General features: G+C 38.4%; 14 protein-coding genes. 7 read left to right on the top strand and 7 right to left on the bottom strand.

Annotated elements, in window-relative coordinates; genetic code table 11:
- Nucleotides 1–92 precede the first annotated feature (92 nt).
- The 5 genes from CH362_RS03380 to CH362_RS03360 all read right to left on the bottom strand — a co-directional run bounded on the left by CH362_RS03380 (nt 93) and on the right by CH362_RS03360 (nt 7,044).
- Nucleotides 93–1,277: a serine hydrolase domain-containing protein gene (locus tag CH362_RS03380; protein WP_165780222.1), complete on the bottom strand. Its 1,185-nt coding sequence runs from the start codon at nt 1,275–1,277 to the stop codon at nt 93–95.
- Between the two features lie 169 nt (nt 1,278–1,446).
- On the bottom strand, nt 1,447–3,327 hold the full coding sequence (locus tag CH362_RS03375; RefSeq protein ID WP_100708911.1) for a motility associated factor glycosyltransferase family protein: 1,881 nt from the start codon (nt 3,325–3,327) through the stop codon (nt 1,447–1,449).
- A complete protein-coding gene (locus CH362_RS03370) occupies nt 3,324–5,138 on the bottom strand; it encodes a penicillin-binding protein (protein WP_100708910.1) in 1,815 nt (604 codons plus the stop codon). Before CH362_RS03370 ends, CH362_RS03375 begins: the two co-directional genes overlap by 4 nt.
- Before the next feature lie 92 nt (nt 5,139–5,230).
- A complete protein-coding gene (gene lepB / locus CH362_RS03365) occupies nt 5,231–5,827 on the bottom strand; it encodes a signal peptidase I (RefSeq protein ID WP_100708909.1) in 597 nt (198 codons plus the stop codon).
- A 26-nt stretch (nt 5,828–5,853) separates the two neighbouring features.
- Entirely contained in the window at nt 5,854–7,044 is a 1,191-nt protein-coding gene (locus CH362_RS03360) for an acyltransferase family protein (protein WP_100708908.1), read from the bottom strand.
- A gap of 168 nt (nt 7,045–7,212) precedes the next feature.
- Here CH362_RS03360 and CH362_RS03355 point away from each other — a divergent pair, with 168 nt between their 5' ends.
- The 5 genes from CH362_RS03355 (at nt 7,213) to CH362_RS03335 (ending at nt 12,117) form a co-directional block, all read left to right on the top strand.
- The gene (locus tag CH362_RS03355) at nt 7,213–7,752 is read left to right on the top strand and encodes an LIMLP_15305 family protein (protein WP_100708907.1); all 540 of its coding nucleotides are present in this window, start codon (nt 7,213–7,215) and stop codon (nt 7,750–7,752) included.
- 58 nt (nt 7,753–7,810) lie between these two features.
- A complete protein-coding gene (locus CH362_RS03350) occupies nt 7,811–8,803 on the top strand; it encodes an SPFH domain-containing protein (RefSeq protein WP_100708906.1) in 993 nt (330 codons plus the stop codon).
- A gap of 3 nt (nt 8,804–8,806) precedes the next feature.
- Nucleotides 8,807–10,159, top strand: a complete 1,353-nt coding sequence (gene thrC / locus CH362_RS03345; protein ID WP_100708905.1) for a threonine synthase — start codon at nt 8,807–8,809, stop codon at nt 10,157–10,159.
- 99 nt (nt 10,160–10,258) lie between these two features.
- Nucleotides 10,259–10,993: a hypothetical protein gene (locus CH362_RS03340; RefSeq protein ID WP_100708904.1), complete on the top strand. Its 735-nt coding sequence runs from the start codon at nt 10,259–10,261 to the stop codon at nt 10,991–10,993.
- 38 nt (nt 10,994–11,031) lie between these two features.
- Entirely contained in the window at nt 11,032–12,117 is a 1,086-nt protein-coding gene (locus CH362_RS03335; RefSeq protein WP_100708903.1) for an LIC10486 family protein, read from the top strand.
- Between the two features lie 80 nt (nt 12,118–12,197).
- Here CH362_RS03335 and leuS read toward each other — a convergent pair whose 3' ends face one another.
- Both leuS and CH362_RS03325 read right to left on the bottom strand, forming a co-directional pair.
- The gene (gene leuS, locus CH362_RS03330) at nt 12,198–14,786 is read right to left on the bottom strand and encodes a leucine--tRNA ligase (protein ID WP_100708902.1); all 2,589 of its coding nucleotides are present in this window, start codon (nt 14,784–14,786) and stop codon (nt 12,198–12,200) included.
- 282 nt (nt 14,787–15,068) lie between these two features.
- Complete coding sequence (locus CH362_RS03325; protein WP_033271995.1) at nt 15,069–15,257, bottom strand: PIN domain-containing protein; 189 nt, start codon at nt 15,255–15,257, stop codon at nt 15,069–15,071.
- 303 nt (nt 15,258–15,560) lie between these two features.
- On the opposite strand from CH362_RS03325, the gene CH362_RS03320 reads away from it, so the two are divergent.
- Together CH362_RS03320 and CH362_RS03315 are read left to right on the top strand one after the other, a co-directional pair.
- Complete coding sequence (locus CH362_RS03320; protein ID WP_100708901.1) at nt 15,561–16,280, top strand: ABC transporter ATP-binding protein; 720 nt, start codon at nt 15,561–15,563, stop codon at nt 16,278–16,280.
- Nucleotides 16,277–18,817, top strand: coding sequence for an ABC transporter permease (locus CH362_RS03315; protein ID WP_100708900.1), 2,541 nt, complete (start codon nt 16,277–16,279; stop codon nt 18,815–18,817). The genes CH362_RS03320 and CH362_RS03315 overlap by 4 nt, the downstream gene beginning before the upstream one ends.
- The last annotated feature ends 20 nt before the right edge of the window (nt 18,818–18,837 follow it).

Below are 18,837 nucleotides of genomic sequence, written 5' to 3'. Positions count from 1 at the left end.
AAAGGTGGGTTTTTACTTTATTTAAGAAATGCGACGCAATTATGACAGGATTTTGTAGGAATTCCTGCAAATTTCAAACTTATCTACAGTTTTTATTCTAAAAGTGCCGGAATATATTTCTTAGCATCTTCTCCGAAAAATAACGAAGCAGAGTTAGGTTGTAATATGCTAATGATATTAAATGGATTCGAATTAAATTCGTTCACACCGAAGACAGCATAATATTCCTTATTTCGATCTATCCAAGGATAGAAACCGTTTGCTCCAAAACTATGATTGTTTACGTCCTGATCGCAAGCGGCAGAATCGTTAGGCTGAGAACAAAATCTCCAATTTCCTAATCCGTAATGCCAATAATATCCGAACAATGCGAACTGTGAATATTTGATTTTAGTATTCACTTCGTATTGGTCCTTAAAAATTTCATTCACATTCGAGGCGGATATAATCGCGCCTGAATTTCCTTCATTCGCAAGCATATGCATTATTTTCGCATAGTCATTTGCAGTAAGATATAATCCGTAAGCTCCGGCAAGACTTCCATCTCCCGTCTTATTGGAAATATTAGCGTACCAAATTCCGTTTCCAGTTCCTGAATCGACAACGATACTCAAAGGAGAAGCGATACAATCTTCGAAAAGATCCTGCCAATTTTTTCCCGAATCTATTTCCGCCATTCTTTGAGCCACTGCCATATGGAAAGAATTATAATAGAACACTTCTCCCGGTTGATCATCCGTTTGCGTATTGTCTCGAATATAATCCGTACACGAATTTTTATCTCCAGCACTTGCCCCGTTCGGCAATGTGAAAACACAACTCCCCATTTCAGCGGATCCATTATTAGAATATAATCCGGAAGTAAAAGACAATAACTGTCTTAAGGTAATACTTCCTTTTACCCCGGTCCAACCTAGGATGTTTCCGGTGGTAGTATTTAAATTCATAGAATTCGCAGAAGATCCGCAAGTTCCGCTTAGAAACGCCATGATCACGGAAGCAGTTACTAATTTAGAAGCGGAAAAAATCGGCCCTACCTTATCCGCAGTCAACAGGCCTCTTTCTCTAAAATAAACCCTAGTCCCGTCTTTTTTAAAAACTTGGAAAGATGCTCCGCTTTTAGACAAAGAAGCAGTCGAGTCAAAACATTCGTCTAAAGTCTTACATGCAATCGCAGCTTGGATTGTTGTCAATTGACCTATCGAATCTTCTTCTTCCTTTTTACAGTCGGAAAACAGAAAGCTAAAACTAAGTAACAAGGCAAACGTGCTTGCCATCGGTCGGAAAAAATCCCTATACATACTAATTCTCTTCAATTATATATTTATAATATACAAGCGATCCGAATAGAATCATCCGTATACTTTGGAGCCAAATTATCTACAAAAGTGAGAGATTGTCAAGGATGGAGAAGAAAAAATTAGAACGAAAAAAGTGAACGATTGTTTAATCGGAAATTTTGTCATAAGAAAAGCGAATTATAGATTTATTGAGTAAACTAATGTTCATTTCCGTACTCTTTTTTAAACCAGAATACAGCAATAGGCTCTTTTTAGCGACTGCAAGCCTTTCATTTTTCTTCTCTTCTAATGTGAGTTCTGTATCGTATCCTTCTGTGATTGCCAAGATCACTCTTTGCAAACTGATCCCCAAAAATTCGGTAAGTCCTTTTTTAGAACTGATACGATCGTCTATTACAGAAATCTCATGTAATGCTTTTCGAATGGATTCTTTGTCCTTCTCGCCATTTTGAATGAGGTTGTATATTTTTTCGGAAAGAATTTCTCCCGTGGAGACCTGCACTCCGAATTCTTTTAGCTCTTTACATATCTTACTTAATTCGTCTGATACTTTTTTTCCATTAATTTTGGAGGGTAGAAGTGTCCGGATCTTCTCTTTGACCTCAGAAACCTCTTTTTTATTTGATGGATTTTGTTTAAACCATTCTTGAAACGTAATATTACTGATCCCTTCTAACTTAGCTCCTTCTTTTCCTAAATTGGCCCAAGGGCGATCCTTCTGTCTTTCTTCGAACCATTTTTTGAAGATTAGAAGTTTTTCGTTTGTTCTGAGTTTTTTTCCTTCTACAGATTCGATCCACTTTGGTGGCAAAGCAGTCATTTGTTTATAATTATGATGTTCTCTTCTTTGGGTTCTGGATTCTAAAAAATTCAATCTTTCTTCTAAGATTGCTCCCTTACAATGTGCTTGGGAACCAGGAAAAGAAAGGTCTTGCCCTAAAAGTAAAATGGATCTTGCATCCATCTTCTCCGCAAGACTGGTAGCATTTGTAGAAACGGAACCTCCAAAGTCCACGGCCCCCAACCCATTCTCGGAAGCATTCTCCAGAAGTTTGATCCATGGAAAAGGAGAAGAAGTCAGAAAATGATTTTTTCCTATATAAGGCATTCTTAATGAATGATAAGAAGTGGTAGGATCAAATATAAATTTTGCATTTCCGGTATAACCTTCTAAATATTTTGAATTTAAAGGCTGAGGATCCACACTAAATACAAGGTCAGGATCTATTCCAGATTTTTGTAGGATCAGAAGTGCAGTATCCACTGCGATCAATAAAAAGTTTTCTCTATATTCTTTCAGTTCTTGCAAGGATAGGTAGAGAGAAGGCCCAGCCCCACAAACAACTACGTCCACTTTGGATTTGCATAAACCGAATAATTCATTTATAGGCTGCATATCCACAAGTTCAGGAAGGTTTCTGATAAAGTTTCCAGTCCAGACCTTCTCAAATCTAGTTAATGTAGCAGTGTTTACATCTTTTTTGTGGAAGAATGTCTCAGCTAAAAATCTAAGTTCTTGGTATTCTTCCTGTTTCCATTGAAGACTTCCTCTATGAGGGATAAAGCTTACAGGATATCCCGAGATCCCCTTAAAGCCCTCATAAAATGCAGATTCTTCATATGGGGGAAGAAAGATCCTCAACTTGCCGGAAAGGATCATAGGTGAAAAATCGAAAAGTGAAAATGCCGCCTTGATAATCTCTGGAAAAGGTTCCATCCATACGCAGATTATTTTATCAAATCCTAATGTATATTGTATAGAATAACCGAGGCCAGCTCCAAAAAACAGAAACGCTCTTTCTTCATCTCCTTTTTTCAGATCCACTAGCTGTCTTTCAGCTTCCTTGCGCGGATCCATAGAGCTATGCAAAAGAACATTACCGATCTTCAAACTAGGATCTTCAGTTTTTGTAGGAATAATCTCAAAGGTAATTTGAGAAGAAGCTATTCTTTCGGAAGCTTCCGGTGCGAAGCTACGAAGTGAGGCCAAATTTTTTTCGAGTAAATCCGACCTGAATTCTTTCATTGGAAGAATACGTTTATCCTTTTACCTTCATACGACGAACCAGGAGAAGGATCTTGTTCATAGCAGAAACCGCTTCCGTGAAGTTTATAAGGAACTCCTAAAGGAGCTAATAATTCTACGACTTCTCTCTTACTTCTTCCAACCAGATCAGGTATACGTTCTGATTTTCCTGTAAGAGGTTTTCTTTCTAATTTAGGGAGATTAACATTCACTGTTCTTTCTCCTTGTTCTATGATCGGTATGATATTCTCTACCACTTCCCTAAATACAGGAGCGGCGAGTCCTCCTCCAGTATGGCTATCCCCTTTAGGTTCATCAAAAAGAATAAGTCCAACTACTTTAGGTTTGTCTGCAGGAAAAAATCCCAAGAAGGAAGCAGACCATAATCCGTCTTGGTAACCTCGACCGGATACTGCCTTTTGTCCTGTTCCTGTTTTTCCAGCGATAGAATATTCTTGTATATATGCGTTCTTTCCAGTTCCTGCTTGGACAACCCTAGTCATTGCTTTTAATAATCTTTCGGTAGAATATTCTTTGATACCTACGGGAGTTTCTTCGGACTGGAATTCTTGTAAAACTTCTCCATAAGAATCGGTGATATGGGAAACTACTCTAGGTGTAATAAATCTTCCTCCATTTACGATTGAAGCTGCAGATGCTACTAATTGTATTGGAGTTACTGAAATTCCTTGTCCAATCGCCATGAACATTGGAGTAGTAGGAGTCCATTTGTTTAAGATAGGCATATAACCCACGGATTCGTTCGGCAGAAGTCCAGCCCTATCTCCAAAACGGAATCGTTTCATATATTCATAAAGTACATCATTCGGGATCTTTGCTGCTGCTTTTATAATCCCTGCATTACATGAATATTGTAGGATCTCTTCCAGGTTCACTTTTCCATGGACATGTGTACATTTGATCCTGGTTTTTCCGTAGTCTACATATCCCGGACAATCAAATTTTTCATTTGGATGTATTAAATTTTCATTAAGAAGTATACTTGCTAGGAAAATTTTCATGGTAGATCCAGGTTCGTATACATGTCGGATCGCCCAGTTAGTATGAGAATATTCTTCGAAAGAAGAATAACGATTTGGATCAAAAGAAGGAAAACTAGCCATCGCTAATATTCTTCCAGTGTGGATTTCCATTAAAAGGCCTACTGCTCTTTTGGCTCCTGCTTCTTCGAATCTTTTTCCCAGAGATTTTTCTAATTTGAATTGGATAAGTCCGTCCAGGGTCAAATGAACATTTGCACCTCTTGCAGAGTCTGCTTCAGTAGGTGTCATCAATTCTTGATTATAATAATATTCTAAACCTGAGAGAGCCTTATCATCATCCATTCCTGTAAAGCCAACAAGACTTGCTGCCAAACTTCCGTGAGGATAAACTCTTTTAAATTCTCTTTCTCTTCTTACTCCGGGAAGGGCCATCTCCATGATACGACTTGCAGTTGTATCATCTATCTCCCTCTTCAAAAGGAAATATCTGCTTTTTTCTCTAATAAGCGATTCTATCTTTTCAGGAGGAATGTCCAGATACGGAGAGATTTGTACTGCAGTAAAATTCGGATCATAAACGTTCCCCGGATAGATCCCGATTGTAGAAGAATCTATGGACAATGCCAATTCAATTCCCCTTCTATCGTAAATGGCTCCTCTTAAGATCCTTTCACCATTCTTGAATGCGATTTCTCTATCGTTAAAAAATACTAGATAACCTACTCGAACCAAAAGCCCAGAGAAGAATACACATAATAGAACGAATAATATGGTGAATCTTTTTCGATTGAGAAGGTTATAATCCATCGGTGAGTGAACCGCTTTTATACATTTCGGTCTTTTTCAGAATGATTAAAGAGCTTTTCTAGTACAAGTGAAATCCGAGTTGGAATAATGGTTTAAAAGCTGGCGATTACCTTTCCTCTCAATTTTTTGAAAGGAATTAGGCCATAATTTCTGGAATCTGTAGAAAATTCTCTGTTATCTCCCAAAACCAAAACATAACCCGGAGGGATCCTGCCTGAATCTCCAATGCCTATATTTCCGGAAACTCCGATCACAGGAAGAATGGATGCAGATGGCGCTTGGGTCTTATAACCTGAATTTAAAAAAGGTTCCTCTAAGGAAGAGTCGTTTATCAAAATTCTGCCTTCTGAAAATCTGAAAAAATCTCCGGGAAGTCCAACCACTCTTTTTAAACTTAGTTCTGCTCCAATCCCATCTAAGACTAATACATCAAATCTATCTACATCCGGTTCTAAAATATATAAAACCCAAGGACCAACCTGCGCAGGGAAGCCCCATTTTTTAACCAAGACCCAATCATGTTCTTTATAGCTAGGCATCATACTCGTGCCGCTGATCAGATAGAATTGGATTATGAAAATCCTAAAATATAATATGAAGAATATGGCAAATAAGATCGGAAAAGAAAGTTTGATCCAGTGGAATGCAGACTGCCGGATTGAACGAATTATTTCCGAATCAAATTTCATTATGGTTTCGTATTGATTGGACGAGACTATGCAGTCTTAGTCTCGTTCTTATTTTCCAAAACTTTCGGTTTTTCTTTCCACCAGATAAAAGGTTGCTCTATCAGTAAAAAAATTGGCCAGGCAGCTAGTATCGTAAACCCAAAACAGATGAAATAAAGTTTAGGTAATACACTTAAGGTAATTAATGTTTCTCCCTTGAGAGCCCATTTAGTCGCAATCCCCATCAAAGGTATATTCCATAAATATACTGTAAATGTGATCCTGGATAACGGACGGAAGATCGGTAATCCCAAGATAGTTTTAAATATTCCTTCTTTTTGGATTGCTAGATAAATAATTAAAGCCAAGGCAATATTATAAAAATTATTTGCAAGGGTCAATCGAATGAAATGTGTCCAACCAAATGAATAAGATATCAATATGAAAACAATCGCAGTGATCCCGATCAGGGAATATTTCAATTTTCCTAAACTTTCGGCTACTGGCTTATAATCCACATACTCTGCTAAAAGCATTCCCGCAATCAATGAATCGAATCGATTCTCAGTCCAGAAAAGAGCCTCGGCATTCATCTGACCTTTAGAATACAGATAACATCTAGATAAGAAAGGTATAATATATATGATCGATAATATAATTACTCTTACCTTTCTAGTTTTAGAGAATAAGAAGAATGGACCAAGAACCACCATCAAGAAGTAAATCTGCTGCTCTACGGAAATATACCACCCGACATCCAAAACTCTTGGAAAAAAGTTGGATAAGAAAATCCCGTCTGCCCAAACATAATCTAACGCCTTCTGGCCTTTATCAATTAACCAAACTAGGTCTGCATTTGGATTCGGAATGTTTTTAAGAACTTCTACTTGTTTGAAAAAATAATAATAAGAAAACGCTAATGCAGCATAATAAGCAGGAAGTATTCTCAAAGAACGATTAGTGATAAATTTGCGATAAGGAAAACTGTTTTCTCTTTTATAAGATTGAAGTATACCTCCGTAATTTAAAAAACCTCCCAACACGAAAAACACATCCACAATGGTGGTTTGATTCTCTACGAACCAGGATAACAAGAAGGGCATTTCGCCCATGATCGGCTGTTTGGAAACCCAAAGATGGTTTGTCATTACCATCAAAATTCCGATTGCCCTGATTCCGTTTAATGATTCTATTTCTCCCTTTTTGGAAGCAAAGATAGACAGTATATAGGATTTCATAATGAAAAGATTCTGTTTCCTGAATTGAATTAAAAACTATCCAGGTATCTGCTAGCAAGAAATAAATCCGAAGAATCCTTAGACCTTAGGTTACGATTTCATGGATATGATACGAAAAGAGAAGTATTTGTCTTGCTTGGGAAGAAATTCCGGATCATTCTTCTGTATATGACTTCGAATAGCCCGATCTCACAATATGTTTCCAGATTCAAAGCGGAGAAGGGAAAGATCTTATCCTTTCTTTCTGCATTCCCTTTTTATGGAGAAGTTTTAAAGAACCATCAATATTACGAAGCAGACAGGGTGGCTCGAAATGAATTGTCCAAAAAATTGGATTCTCTCAAAGAACCTATTCGCAGGATCGAAGAAAATTTCGTCCGAGAAAGAAGAATGGACCTAATCGGCTCTACCGAGGTCTTACTCTCCATCATAGAAAGACTCAAAAACGAAATTATTGGAGCAAGTTACGGTCTGAATGGATTGGGCGCTGGATTTAAAGCAACTGAATCAGAGTTAGAAGCTTTGGCAGAATGGGATTATTCTTTGATCCATCATGCAGACGAATTATCCACAAAAGTAAAATCTCCGAACTTCCCTCCAGAAGTTTCAGTAGACACCGTAAGGGATTGGGTTAGTAAGTTTAGATCCGAGTTAGATGAATTCGATTCTGCGTTAAAAAGCAGAAAGGATGTCTTCTTAAAACGATAGTTTTATTTTTGATTTGCAGAATGTTGAGTAGTGAATAATATATTTCCAAGGAGTTCTTATGGCATTAATAGACGTAATAAAATACGAAGGTAAACCGGGAGAGATCGTATGGAAGTTTCCCCGTAACGATATAAGTACCTTCGGACAATTGGTAGTGAACGAAAGCCAAGAAGCTATCTTCTTTAAAGAAGGTAAGGCTCTGGATATTTTCGGACCAGGAACTCATACTTTAAAAACAGGGAACGTTCCTATTTTAGAAAACTTAGTGAACCTTCCTTTCGGAGGCCAAACTCCTTTTACCGCGGAAATAGTTTATATCAATAAGGCCCTCATCCAATTAAAATGGGGAACTCCTGCGCCCATCCAAGTAGAAGATCCTAAATACACGATCACATTGGGAGTCAGAGCAAACGGTGCTTATAATATCAAGATCGTTGACTCCAAAGCATTTGCAGTTGGAGTAGTTGGTGCAAGAGGAGCTTATTCACAAGACGAGGTGGATAATTTCTTAAGACCTATGATCGTAACTAGGCTAAGCGATTTCTTGGCAGAAGTTGTTTTAAAATCCGGCGAACCAATCACTCGACTCAACCAACATTTGGAAGAAGCTTCTTCTGCTGGAAAAACAAAAATCCAACCTGACTTCTCCAAATATGGGATAGAAGTTTTAGATTTTTTTGTTCAATCTATCAACTTCGATCAAAACGATCCAAACTTCCAAAAGATCCAAAAAATTCTTACAGACAAATTCGAGATCGATGCTTTGGGCGGAATGTACCAACAAAAAAGAATGTTGGATATAGGAGAAGCAGCAGCCAAGAACGAGAGCGGGAACGCCGGTCAGGGAATGTCTGCAGGAATGGGACTCGGAATGGGAATGAATATGGGCAATATGATGGCCGGTATGGTTGGCCAGAATAATGCCGGTGGGAATTCCAACCAGAACGATGCAACTGCAAGACTTACGAAACTCAAGAGTATGTTGGACCAGGGCCTGATTTCTCAGGAAGAATTTGATGCCAAAAAAAAGGACATTCTAAATTCTATCTAAAGTATGAGCCTTACCTTCACCAAGTTGAAAGCGGAATTCCGCTGCATCAACGATTCTTGCGGAGCAACTTACGATCTGAATGATATCGTATACGAATGTCGTAAATGTGGAAGCCTTCTCCAGGTTTCTCATGATATGGGAGCTCTTAAAGAAAAATCAGGTAAGGAATGGAAGGACCTATTCGATTCCAGATTGGGCTCGGTAAAATTTCCGAACAGTTCAGGTATCTGGAATAAAAGAGAATGGGTTCTTCCTCATGTAGAAGATTCTGAGATCATAAGCTCAGGCGAAGGTCTTTCTCATCTATTCAATTCAGAAAGACTTACAAAACATTTTGGTCTAGGCGGTCTCTGGATCAAACAATGTGGGATCTCCCACACAGGTTCATTTAAGGACCTGGGCATGACAGTTCTTCTTTCCCAAGTAAAACATATGTTGAATAAGGGAGCCAAGATCAGAGCGGTAGCTTGTGCAAGTTCAGGAGATACTTCTGCAGCACTTGCTTCTTATGCTGCTAAGGCTGGGATCCCTGCTATTATTTTTCTTCCTGCTGGAAAAGTTTCCCAAGCACAATTGATCCAACCTGTTTCTAACGGTGCAAAAGTAATCGCACTCGAAACAGACTTTGATGGTTGTATGAAGATTGTTAAAGAAGTTACCAAAGAAGCTGGTATCTATCTTGCAAACTCAATGAACAGTCTTCGTATCGAAGGTCAAAAAACAATCGCACCGGAGATTGTTCAACAATTGGAATGGAAAGTTCCTGACTGGATCATTATTCCAGGAGGAAATTTAGGAAACGTTTCTGCACTCGGAGCAGGTTTCGAGATGGCAAAAGAATTAGGGCTAATAGATAAACTTCCTAGGATCGTTTTGGCACAGGCAGAAAATGCAAATCCACTCTATCTTTCTTATCTTAAAAATTTTGAAGAGTTCAGTCCGGTGGATGCGAAGCCTACTCTTGCTTCTGCAATCCAAATCGGTAATCCTGTCTCTGTCCAAAAGGCAATTCGTACATTAAAAAAATTCAATGGGGTTGTGGAACAAGCAAGTGAAGCCGAACTTTCAGAAGCTTCTGCCAAAACCGATCTATTTGGATTGTACAATGACCCTCATACTGGAGTGGCACTTGCTGCACTATACAAGCTCATGGGCAAGGGAACTATCGCAAAAGGTGATCAGGTGGTCGTAATCTCTACTGCCCATGGTTTAAAATTCACAGAATTTAAACTCAAGTTCCATGAAGGAAAAATCCCTGGAATCGATCAGAAACTGGTTAACGTTATTCGGTCCTGCAAACCTGAAGTGGGAGCCGTCATGGACGAAATCAGCGGTTTCCTACAATTGAAAGGTTAAAATTTTTCATTTCCCACTGGAAATTCCCGTTCTTTTTTCCTGGGCGTTTTTCGTTTTTTTCTCGTAAGCTCGCCGGGGTCCATATAATCGAGAATCCAAATGTACGAGGGAATCGAGGAACTTCCTCAGGAATTCCTCTTCGAGGTCGAGACGGCCGTAAAAAAAGAAGAGCCAATTTCTATCATTACCTACGTCCTGAGTACCCGGGGCGAAAATAAGCTCAAACATATCATCCAAACCGTTCTTTCTAAATATAAAAGAGAGGACCTGACCGAACTTATATTTACTTCCGCAAAAGAGCTGATCGTCAATGCGACCAAAGCAGCAATTAAACGAGTTCTATTTAAGGAACTAGGGCTGAATATCGCAGATCCTTCTCAGTATGATTTGGGAATGGAGTCTTTCAAGGAAAATCTAGTCAGTAGAAAGTTTCCCTACTATCGTAGGAAAATGAAAGAGCATGGTCTATTTGTAAAAGTTACCCTTAGCTTTAGTTCGGATCGGATCATTCTATTTGTTCAAAATAATTTCACTCTTGCCGTCCGTGAAGAGAAACGGATCCGGGAGAAGTTCGTTCATTCTAAAGAATTTGACAATCTATTTGAGTACTATATGAAATATGGTGATACCACAGAAGGTGCAGGTATGGGTATCACAATGGTGGAAATTTTAGTAGCCCAAAGCGGCTATGACCGCCATTTGTTTACGATCTATAGTCGCCAGACGGAAAATAGAACAGTGGCTAGAGTCGAAATCCCCTTGGATCAGAATTATGTGCCCAGAAGACAAAGATACCAAAAATGGTTACAAGAAAAGGCTAGCGGCCTAACATGACCTAAAGTTCTCCTTACTTCAGTTAGGTCTTTAGCAATATGGAACAGAATCCTCAGACAAGTAAACTCCAAGAGCAAGCGAATCAAATGAACCTTGCCTTGGAATCCGTTCATACAGAAGAACAAGCGATCGAACTTATCCAAGGAAAAATCAAGGACGCCTATCTTTTAAAATTAAGGATCGATGTTGAGAACAAAGCAGGCGTAGTTTTAGGATTATTATCCAGATATAAAAACGAATTTTTAGAATTATATTCCTTATTCTCCAACTCTTCTGTGATCCGCAAGATCAGAACCTTTGAAGACTTCGGTCAGATCTCTCATGATATTGCAGAAGCTGCTAGACAAGAAGCTCCAGATCCAGGCTTATCTGATCAAGTTGCGAGAATTCTCCATACTAAATTAACAAAACAAATATTAGAACAATATTATCCAATGTGGGATCGTAATGATACCGCTGCTCTAGTTAACTTGTTAGAGAACCAGATCAAAACTAGTATGAAGATCAATATGATCCGTGTCCAAGCTGACGTGGAATATGTATCTAGTTTGAAATGTAGAGGCAAAAGTTTTTTTGCAGGTATTATCCAATCTATTCCTAAACCACCTGAAGATCCTGCAGAGGGTACTGCTCCTGTAGAAAATTTAGATCCAGAAAAAGCTGCGGTAATGCGTCAGATCGAAACCATTCGAAAAGGTTTCGGAAGAGTCGTTTTAGCAAAAACAATCTTATCTCCAGTAAATGGAATAGACTTCGACGATCTAAACGAAGGTGATAAGATCTTATTACAACTTCCTTCTGTTTCTCCTGAAGAAAAAGCCTTGGCCAAAACTTTAGGAGCTATGGACAAAGATGGGAATGTAAAACCTGTAATCGGTTCTTTTGTAGCAATCGCTTCCGGTAAAAATGAATATCATATTTTTGCAAAAGGTCCTGCAGGAGTTCTTTTACAAGCATTCGAAGAAAGACCAGTCCGTTTAGCTAGACCTAAAACTGCAGCAAATGCGCCTCGCCCTGCAGGTATGGGCTCAAAACAATCCGAAGGCAGCAATACTCTTAACTACGCGATTTTAGTTGGAGTTGTTTTGTTAGTCGGATTACTTGCGTTTATTCTTCTTAAATAAGTTAAGCGATCTGGATTAGATTCCCGCAAGTATCGTTTAAGGTTGCGTGCGATGTTGGAACTCCTACATCGCTTATTCCATTATCCAACTACTAGATTCACCAGTTTTCCAGGAACATAGATCTCTTTTCGGATCTGTTTTCCATCCAAGAAAACTTGTACCTTATCCAAGGACTTTGCAATCTTAATCGCTTCGTCACCTGCGATCTCTTTTGCTGCCTTGAATTCTGCTCTTAACTTTCCATTTACCTGGACTACGATTAATATCTCGTCGTCAGTCAGATACTTCTCCTCATAACCAGGAAAACCTTGGTAGGTTAAAGAATCAGACTTTCCTGCTAAGGACCAAAGTTCTTCTGCTAAGTGAGGAGCAAATGGAGCAATCAAAAGTAAAAACGGCTCTAAGATCTTACGAGGTCTACGAGAACTTGGAGTTAACTCATTCACAAAGATCATCAACTGAGAAATAGCAGTGTTGAATGAGAAATTATTAATATCATCATCCACTTTTTTAATAGTTCTATGTAGGATCTTTAATTCGTCTTCATTAGGTTCAATATCTTCCAAACGGAAAGATTCTTCTGCACCTGAATGATATAATCTCCAAACACGATTTAAGAAACGAAATACACCCTCTACACCTCTAGTGCTCCAAGGTTTTACCATTTCAAATGGTCCCATGAACATTTCAAAAAGACGCAAACTATCAGCGCCGAAATTTGTAACAACTTCGTCCGGATTGATCACATTTCCTAAAGACTTGGACATTTTTCTTTTGTCTTCGCCTAAGATCAAACCTTGGTGAACCAATTTTTTGAAAGGTTCAGGTGTACTTACAAAACCTAAATCAAATAATACCTTATGCCAAAAACGTGAATAGAGTAAGTGAAGAACCGCATGTTCTGCTCCTCCCACATATAGATCCACAGGCATCCATGTTTTTTCCAAATTTGTATCTACAAACTTGTCCGGATTTTCAGGATCTATATAACGTAAATAATACCAACAAGAACCCGCCCACTGAGGCATAGTATTCGTTTCTCTGGTTCCGATCTCACCAGTTCCAGGATCTTTATATTTTAACCAATCTCCAGCTAAAGCAAGAGGAGATTCTCCAGTTCCAGAAGGTTTAAATTCAGATAAATTAGGAAGTTCTAATGGAAGTTCAGACTCAGGGATCGCCTTTGTGACTCCGGAAGGATAATGAACCAAAGGAATAGGTTCTCCCCAATATCTTTGGCGAGCAAATAGCCAATCTCTTAGTTTGAATTGGGTTTTTCTTCTTCCGATCCCTTTTTTCTCTGCCCAATCAGCAGTTTTGGAAAATGCTTCTTTATATTTCAGACCATTAATAGAAACTTCGGAAGAAGAAGAATTGATACAAACTGATTCTTTTGAATCGAAAGCGCCCCCGGAAAGATCTCCTTCGATTACTGGTAGGATATCCAACCCGAAAGCTTTTGCAAATTCATAGTCTCTTTGGTCATGAGCTGGAACCGCCATAATAGCACCAGTTCCATACCCATATAAAACATAATCACCAATCCATACTGGGATCTTTTTAGAAGGATCTGCTGGGTTTAAAACGTAAGCTCCAGTAAATACACCGGACTTCTCTTTAGAAAGTTCTGTTCTATCCAGATCACTCTTTAAAGCAGAAACCTTTTTGTATTCCTGAACCTTCTCCCATTGTTCTTTGGTAGTGATTGAATCCACCAAAGGATGTTCCGGAGCAAGCACCATATAACTTACCCCAAATACGGTATCAGGACGAGTAGTATACACCTTGATCCCGTTTTGCGAAGAAGATACTTCAAAAGGAAAGATTAACTCCAAACCTTCACTCTTTCCAATCCAGTTTTTCTGCATTTCAAGGGTGGAGCCTGGCCAAGAAACTAAGGATAAATCCTCTAATAGTCTTTCTGCGTATGCAGTGATACGCATCATGTACTGTCTCATTGGTTTACGAACTACTTCGTAACCTTTTCCAACCCATTCTTCTACTTCTTCGTTTGCTAAAACTGTTCCAAGACCTGGGCACCAGTTAACAGGAATTTCTGCCTGATATACTAAACGAAATCCAGAAAGAATGGTTTCTTTCTTTGCATTTGAAAATTCTTTCCAATCTTTTGCGGAGAAGGTTTCGAGATCCTCAAACCCTTCTGAACCCTTAGATTCGAGCCTTTGGATCAATTCAGAGATTGGTTTAGCTTTAGAAGCCTGAAAATCATACCAGGAATCATATAATTTAAGGAAGATCCACTGGGTAAATTTGTAATATTTCGGGTCTGTGGTAGAGATTTCTCTATCCCAATCATAAGAAAGACCAATCAATTTGATCTGTCTTCTGAAATTGTCCACATTCTGCTTTGTAGTGATCGCTGGATGGATCCCTGTCTGCATTGCATATCTTTCTGCAGGAAGACCGAACGCATCCCAACCCATTGGATGCAAAACTTCGAAACCTTTCATTCTCTTATAACGAGAAATTATGTCTGTGGCTGTATAACCTTCGGGGTGACCAACATGTAATCCCGCGCCCGAGGGATAAGGAAACATATCTAAACAATAGAACTTGGGTTTAGAAGATCGTAGATCCGTTCGAAAGGAAGAATTCTTTTCCCAATAATCTTGCCATTTTGATTCAATTTTCCGAAACGGATAGTCCATACCGTGAAGTTTTTTCCTCGGGCCTAGAATCCAATTCTTTTTTGTTATACTGGAAGGTGATTATAGAGCTGAAAAATCTTTAATCAGAAGGTTTCCTTCCTTTTAGGAAGAAAAAAGGCATTATAAATTGTTACTAGAAGAAGTGTTTTTAAATTCTCGGGAACCAAAGACATCAATTTGGGTCCGAAATGAAGAAAGCCGGATGGAAACCGGCTTTCTCTGGGAGTGAAATTCTAAGCTCTTGCTTAGAAAACGGACAAAAATATTGGATGAGATTCTGACTTATTTACGTACTGAGTCAATAACCTTGATAAGTCGACGAAATGTTTGGTTCAAACAATCTCGACATAGGTCGTACTGAAAGAGATTCGGTGTTTCTTTACCGCATCCTTTGCATGTATATTGCTTACTTTGCGCTTGTGTAAGTTCCGCTTCTTCTTCGTTCAAATCCGTCACTGCTAATAATTGCATTTTGCTCCCAGAAAATTCCATCGATTGTCTTTTTATTTACGGAGTGTAAATAAGTCCGAAGATTGATACTTGCTTTCGGAACTTCTCTCCGTACGTCGAGAGTTACTTTATAAAATCGGCTCACTCTAGAGTCAAAAAAAATTAGGTTGGAAGTTTGTGAAAATGACTGCAATTTTTTTTAAAAAAAATTCTGAGTGCGGTTTTATTTGGAATAGTTTTTCAAGAGTGGTTTTTTTCAGGTAAAAATAAATTTCCAGTCAAGTGCCGAGTTTAGGTCAGTCAAAACGAAAGGAAGGTGATAATTTGTTATCTATATCAGGCTTAAACAAGTCTTACACAGTTGCAGACCAAACATTTAATGTATTAAAAGATGTTTCATTCCAAGTAAAGTCTGGAGAATTCGTAGCAGTAATAGGTCCTTCCGGTTCAGGCAAGTCTACATTGCTCGCTGTTTCGGCTGGATTAGATAAAGCTGATTCAGGAACAGTATCATTAGATGGAATATCTCTATTTGACAAGTCTGAAGACGAATTAGCGAAGATCAGAGGAGAACAAATAGGATTTGTATTCCAAAACTTTCAACTGATCAAGACGTTAAACGCCTTAGAGAACGTATCCCTTCCTCTTGCTTTGACAACAAACCTTTCAGAAAAAGTGATACACGAAAAGGCTATGTATTGGTTAGAGAAAGTTGGTATCGCGCATAGGGCACATAACTTTCCAAGCCAACTTTCAGGTGGAGAAGAACAAAGAGTAGCTATCGCTCGTTCTTTTATACATGAACCTAAACTTCTCTTTGCGGATGAACCTACCGCAAACCTAGATAAGAAGAATGGTGAGAACATAATGTCTCTTTTGAAACAACTGAATAGAGACCGTAAATCTACTTTGTTAGTTGTTACTCATGATCCCAAGGTTGCTTCTATGGCAGATAGGATCTTAGAAATGAGAGATGGAGTCATATTAAACGGTGCAAAGCCTAAAGCTACTGCGAAGAAGACTGTATCCAGGAAGAAAAAATGAATATCAGATTCTTTCTAAGGGTAATGTTCAGGGAAATCTTTTCCAAAAAGACTTCTTCTTTACAGATCATACTTGCAATCACCATCGGAACAGGCGCCGTTCTCGCAGTTCATTCGTATAGGGATCAATTTACTTCTTCTATTATCAGAGAAGCCAAAAACATTATGGGTTCGGATCTTGTGGTTACGAGCCCTTCTCCACTTACCTCTGAACAAACAGCGTTTCTTTCGAAGGAATTGCCAAAAGGAAGCAAATTATCCGAATTAGTACAATTTCCTTCTATGCTTCGAAACCCTGATTCCCAGGATTCTAGCCTATCGTTGATCAAGGCGATCCAAGGAGATTATCCTTATTTTGGCGAATTAGAAACGGAACCAAAAGGACTTTTTCGCAAACTAAAACCGGGAGAAATACTCTTAGAAAGTGGACTGATCAAAAATCTAAAACTTAAAGTAGGTTCAAAGGTTCAATTAGGAGAAAGTAACTTTGTATTAAAAGGAAGTATCTTAAAAGAACCAGGAATGGCTGGGAACTTTCTATCCATGGCACCTAGTTCCATTATAAAAAAAGAATCTTTAGCCGAAACAGGATTAGAGCAAAGAGGTTCACGGATTAGCTACCAGGTGCCGATCCTTCTTCCTAGTGGAACAGACGCAAATGTATTCAAAAAAAGTAAATTTTCAGAATTCGCAAAGAATGATCTGATCTTATTTGAAAGCACAGAAGCAAACTCTGGATCTCAAAAATTCCTTACGAATACATTAGATTTTTTCTCCTTATTGGCATTATGTGCATTCTTCTTGGGAGGTATTTCTATACTTCTCACAAGCAGAGCAGTCGTAAGATCAAAATCCACAACATTCGCTGTTTATAAATGTTTAGGAGCAGGGCCAAATCTGGTTTTAGGTCTTGTACTTTCTGAACTTCTAATATTATCAACAATTGGTGCTATATTCGGATTTTTATTCGGAAGTTTTTTACAAACTCAGATCCCAAATATGGCAGATAAAGAATTCCTTTTTGAACCAAAATTAATTCCTGATCTAAAAGCATTCTTATGGGCATTTGTTTTAGCATGGGTAGTACCATTAGTTTCTGCTTGGGAAAGTCTTTCCGCTACTCGTAACCTAAGCCCGATGTATGCTCTTAAGTCAGATTTTGCAAATGAACTTTCTTCTGTTCCTAAACTAAAATTAAAACAGTCGATCTCATTTATCGCAGTGTTTGGATTATTTTTTGTATTAGCTTGGTGGGAAACTGGAGATTGGATCAAAGGATTGATCCTTTGTGCAACTCTACTCTTCTTACCTGTTGTTGTGTATCTTGGAATTTTAGGGATTCGTTTTGCGATCAGATTTCTTTTACAAAGATCTGAATTCTCTGCGAGTGTAAGAATGGCATTACGAAAACTAGATAGACCTAGAACAGGACTATCTTGGGTATCCGTGGGACTTGGCTCTTCTGTTTTCGTTTTATTACTCAGTATTTTTCTAAGTGATAGCTTATTAGAATATAGCGGAGCAAAAGACAAGGAAAGAAGACCGAATATGTTCGTGTTGGATATACGACCTGAACAATTGGAAAGTTTCCAACAAACGGCAGAGAAATATAAAGTAGAAAAACTTTTAACTGCACCTGTGATCGGAGCAAGACTCACTCATGTAAACGGAGAGCTTGTTAAAAAAGAAGACATGGAACTTTCTGCTCTCAGAAGAGATTGGAGATCCACTGCAAGGACCAGAGAATATTTCTTATCTTATAGAGAGAATTTATATCCTACTGAAAAAGTCACAGACGGTGATTTTTGGAGAAAAGGAGAAGAAGACCAGATCTCAGTCGAAAAAGAATTTTCTAAAAACTTAAAAGTGGATTTAGGAGATAAACTTTCATTCTCCATTGGCGGGGTAGAAGTCACAGGAACTATCCGAAATTTCAGGACTGTTAACTGGTCAGATATGAGACCGAACTTCGTGGTTCTGTTTTCAAAAGGGATCTTGGAAAAAGCTCCTAAGTTTTATCTGAGTTCGTTTTTACTAGAATCTTCCGATTCCAGATATTCTCTCCAAAAAGAATTATCGAATGAATTTCCAAATCTTACGATCGTAGACACTGAAAAAGCAGTTCAATCTTTCTTAGGAATTTTAGAAAAGATGTCATTTGCAATCCGTTGGATGACAGGACTTATCGTTTTATCTTCTTTATTATTGATACTTTCTTCTTTAGAGCTGAGCAGAAAGGAAAGATTAGAAGAAACTTCTCTTCTCCGGATCATAGGTGGAACCAAAACATTCTTACGAAAATATTTTTTGGCGGAATCCTTGCTTCTCGCTAATTTATCTTTCGTATTGGCTTTTATTTTGGTCTGGGGAGTTTCTTCTTATATGTCTGAAATGATATTTGAGATACAAGCAAGTGTTCCTTGGTTAGAAATTGGGATCTTTTATATCTCTTTAAATATTGCAGTAGTAGGAATGTATTTCGGTGCTCTTAGGAACGAATGGAAAAGAAGTCCTACTTTGTATCTGAAGGAAGTTTAAGTTAGAGCGCCCGTCATGTG

Origin of the sequence: Leptospira saintgironsiae (assembly GCF_002811765.1) — a bacterium.
Lineage (GTDB): Bacteria > Spirochaetota > Leptospiria > Leptospirales > Leptospiraceae > Leptospira_B > Leptospira_B saintgironsiae.
This window is presented reverse-complemented; position numbering and strand designations above follow the sequence as displayed.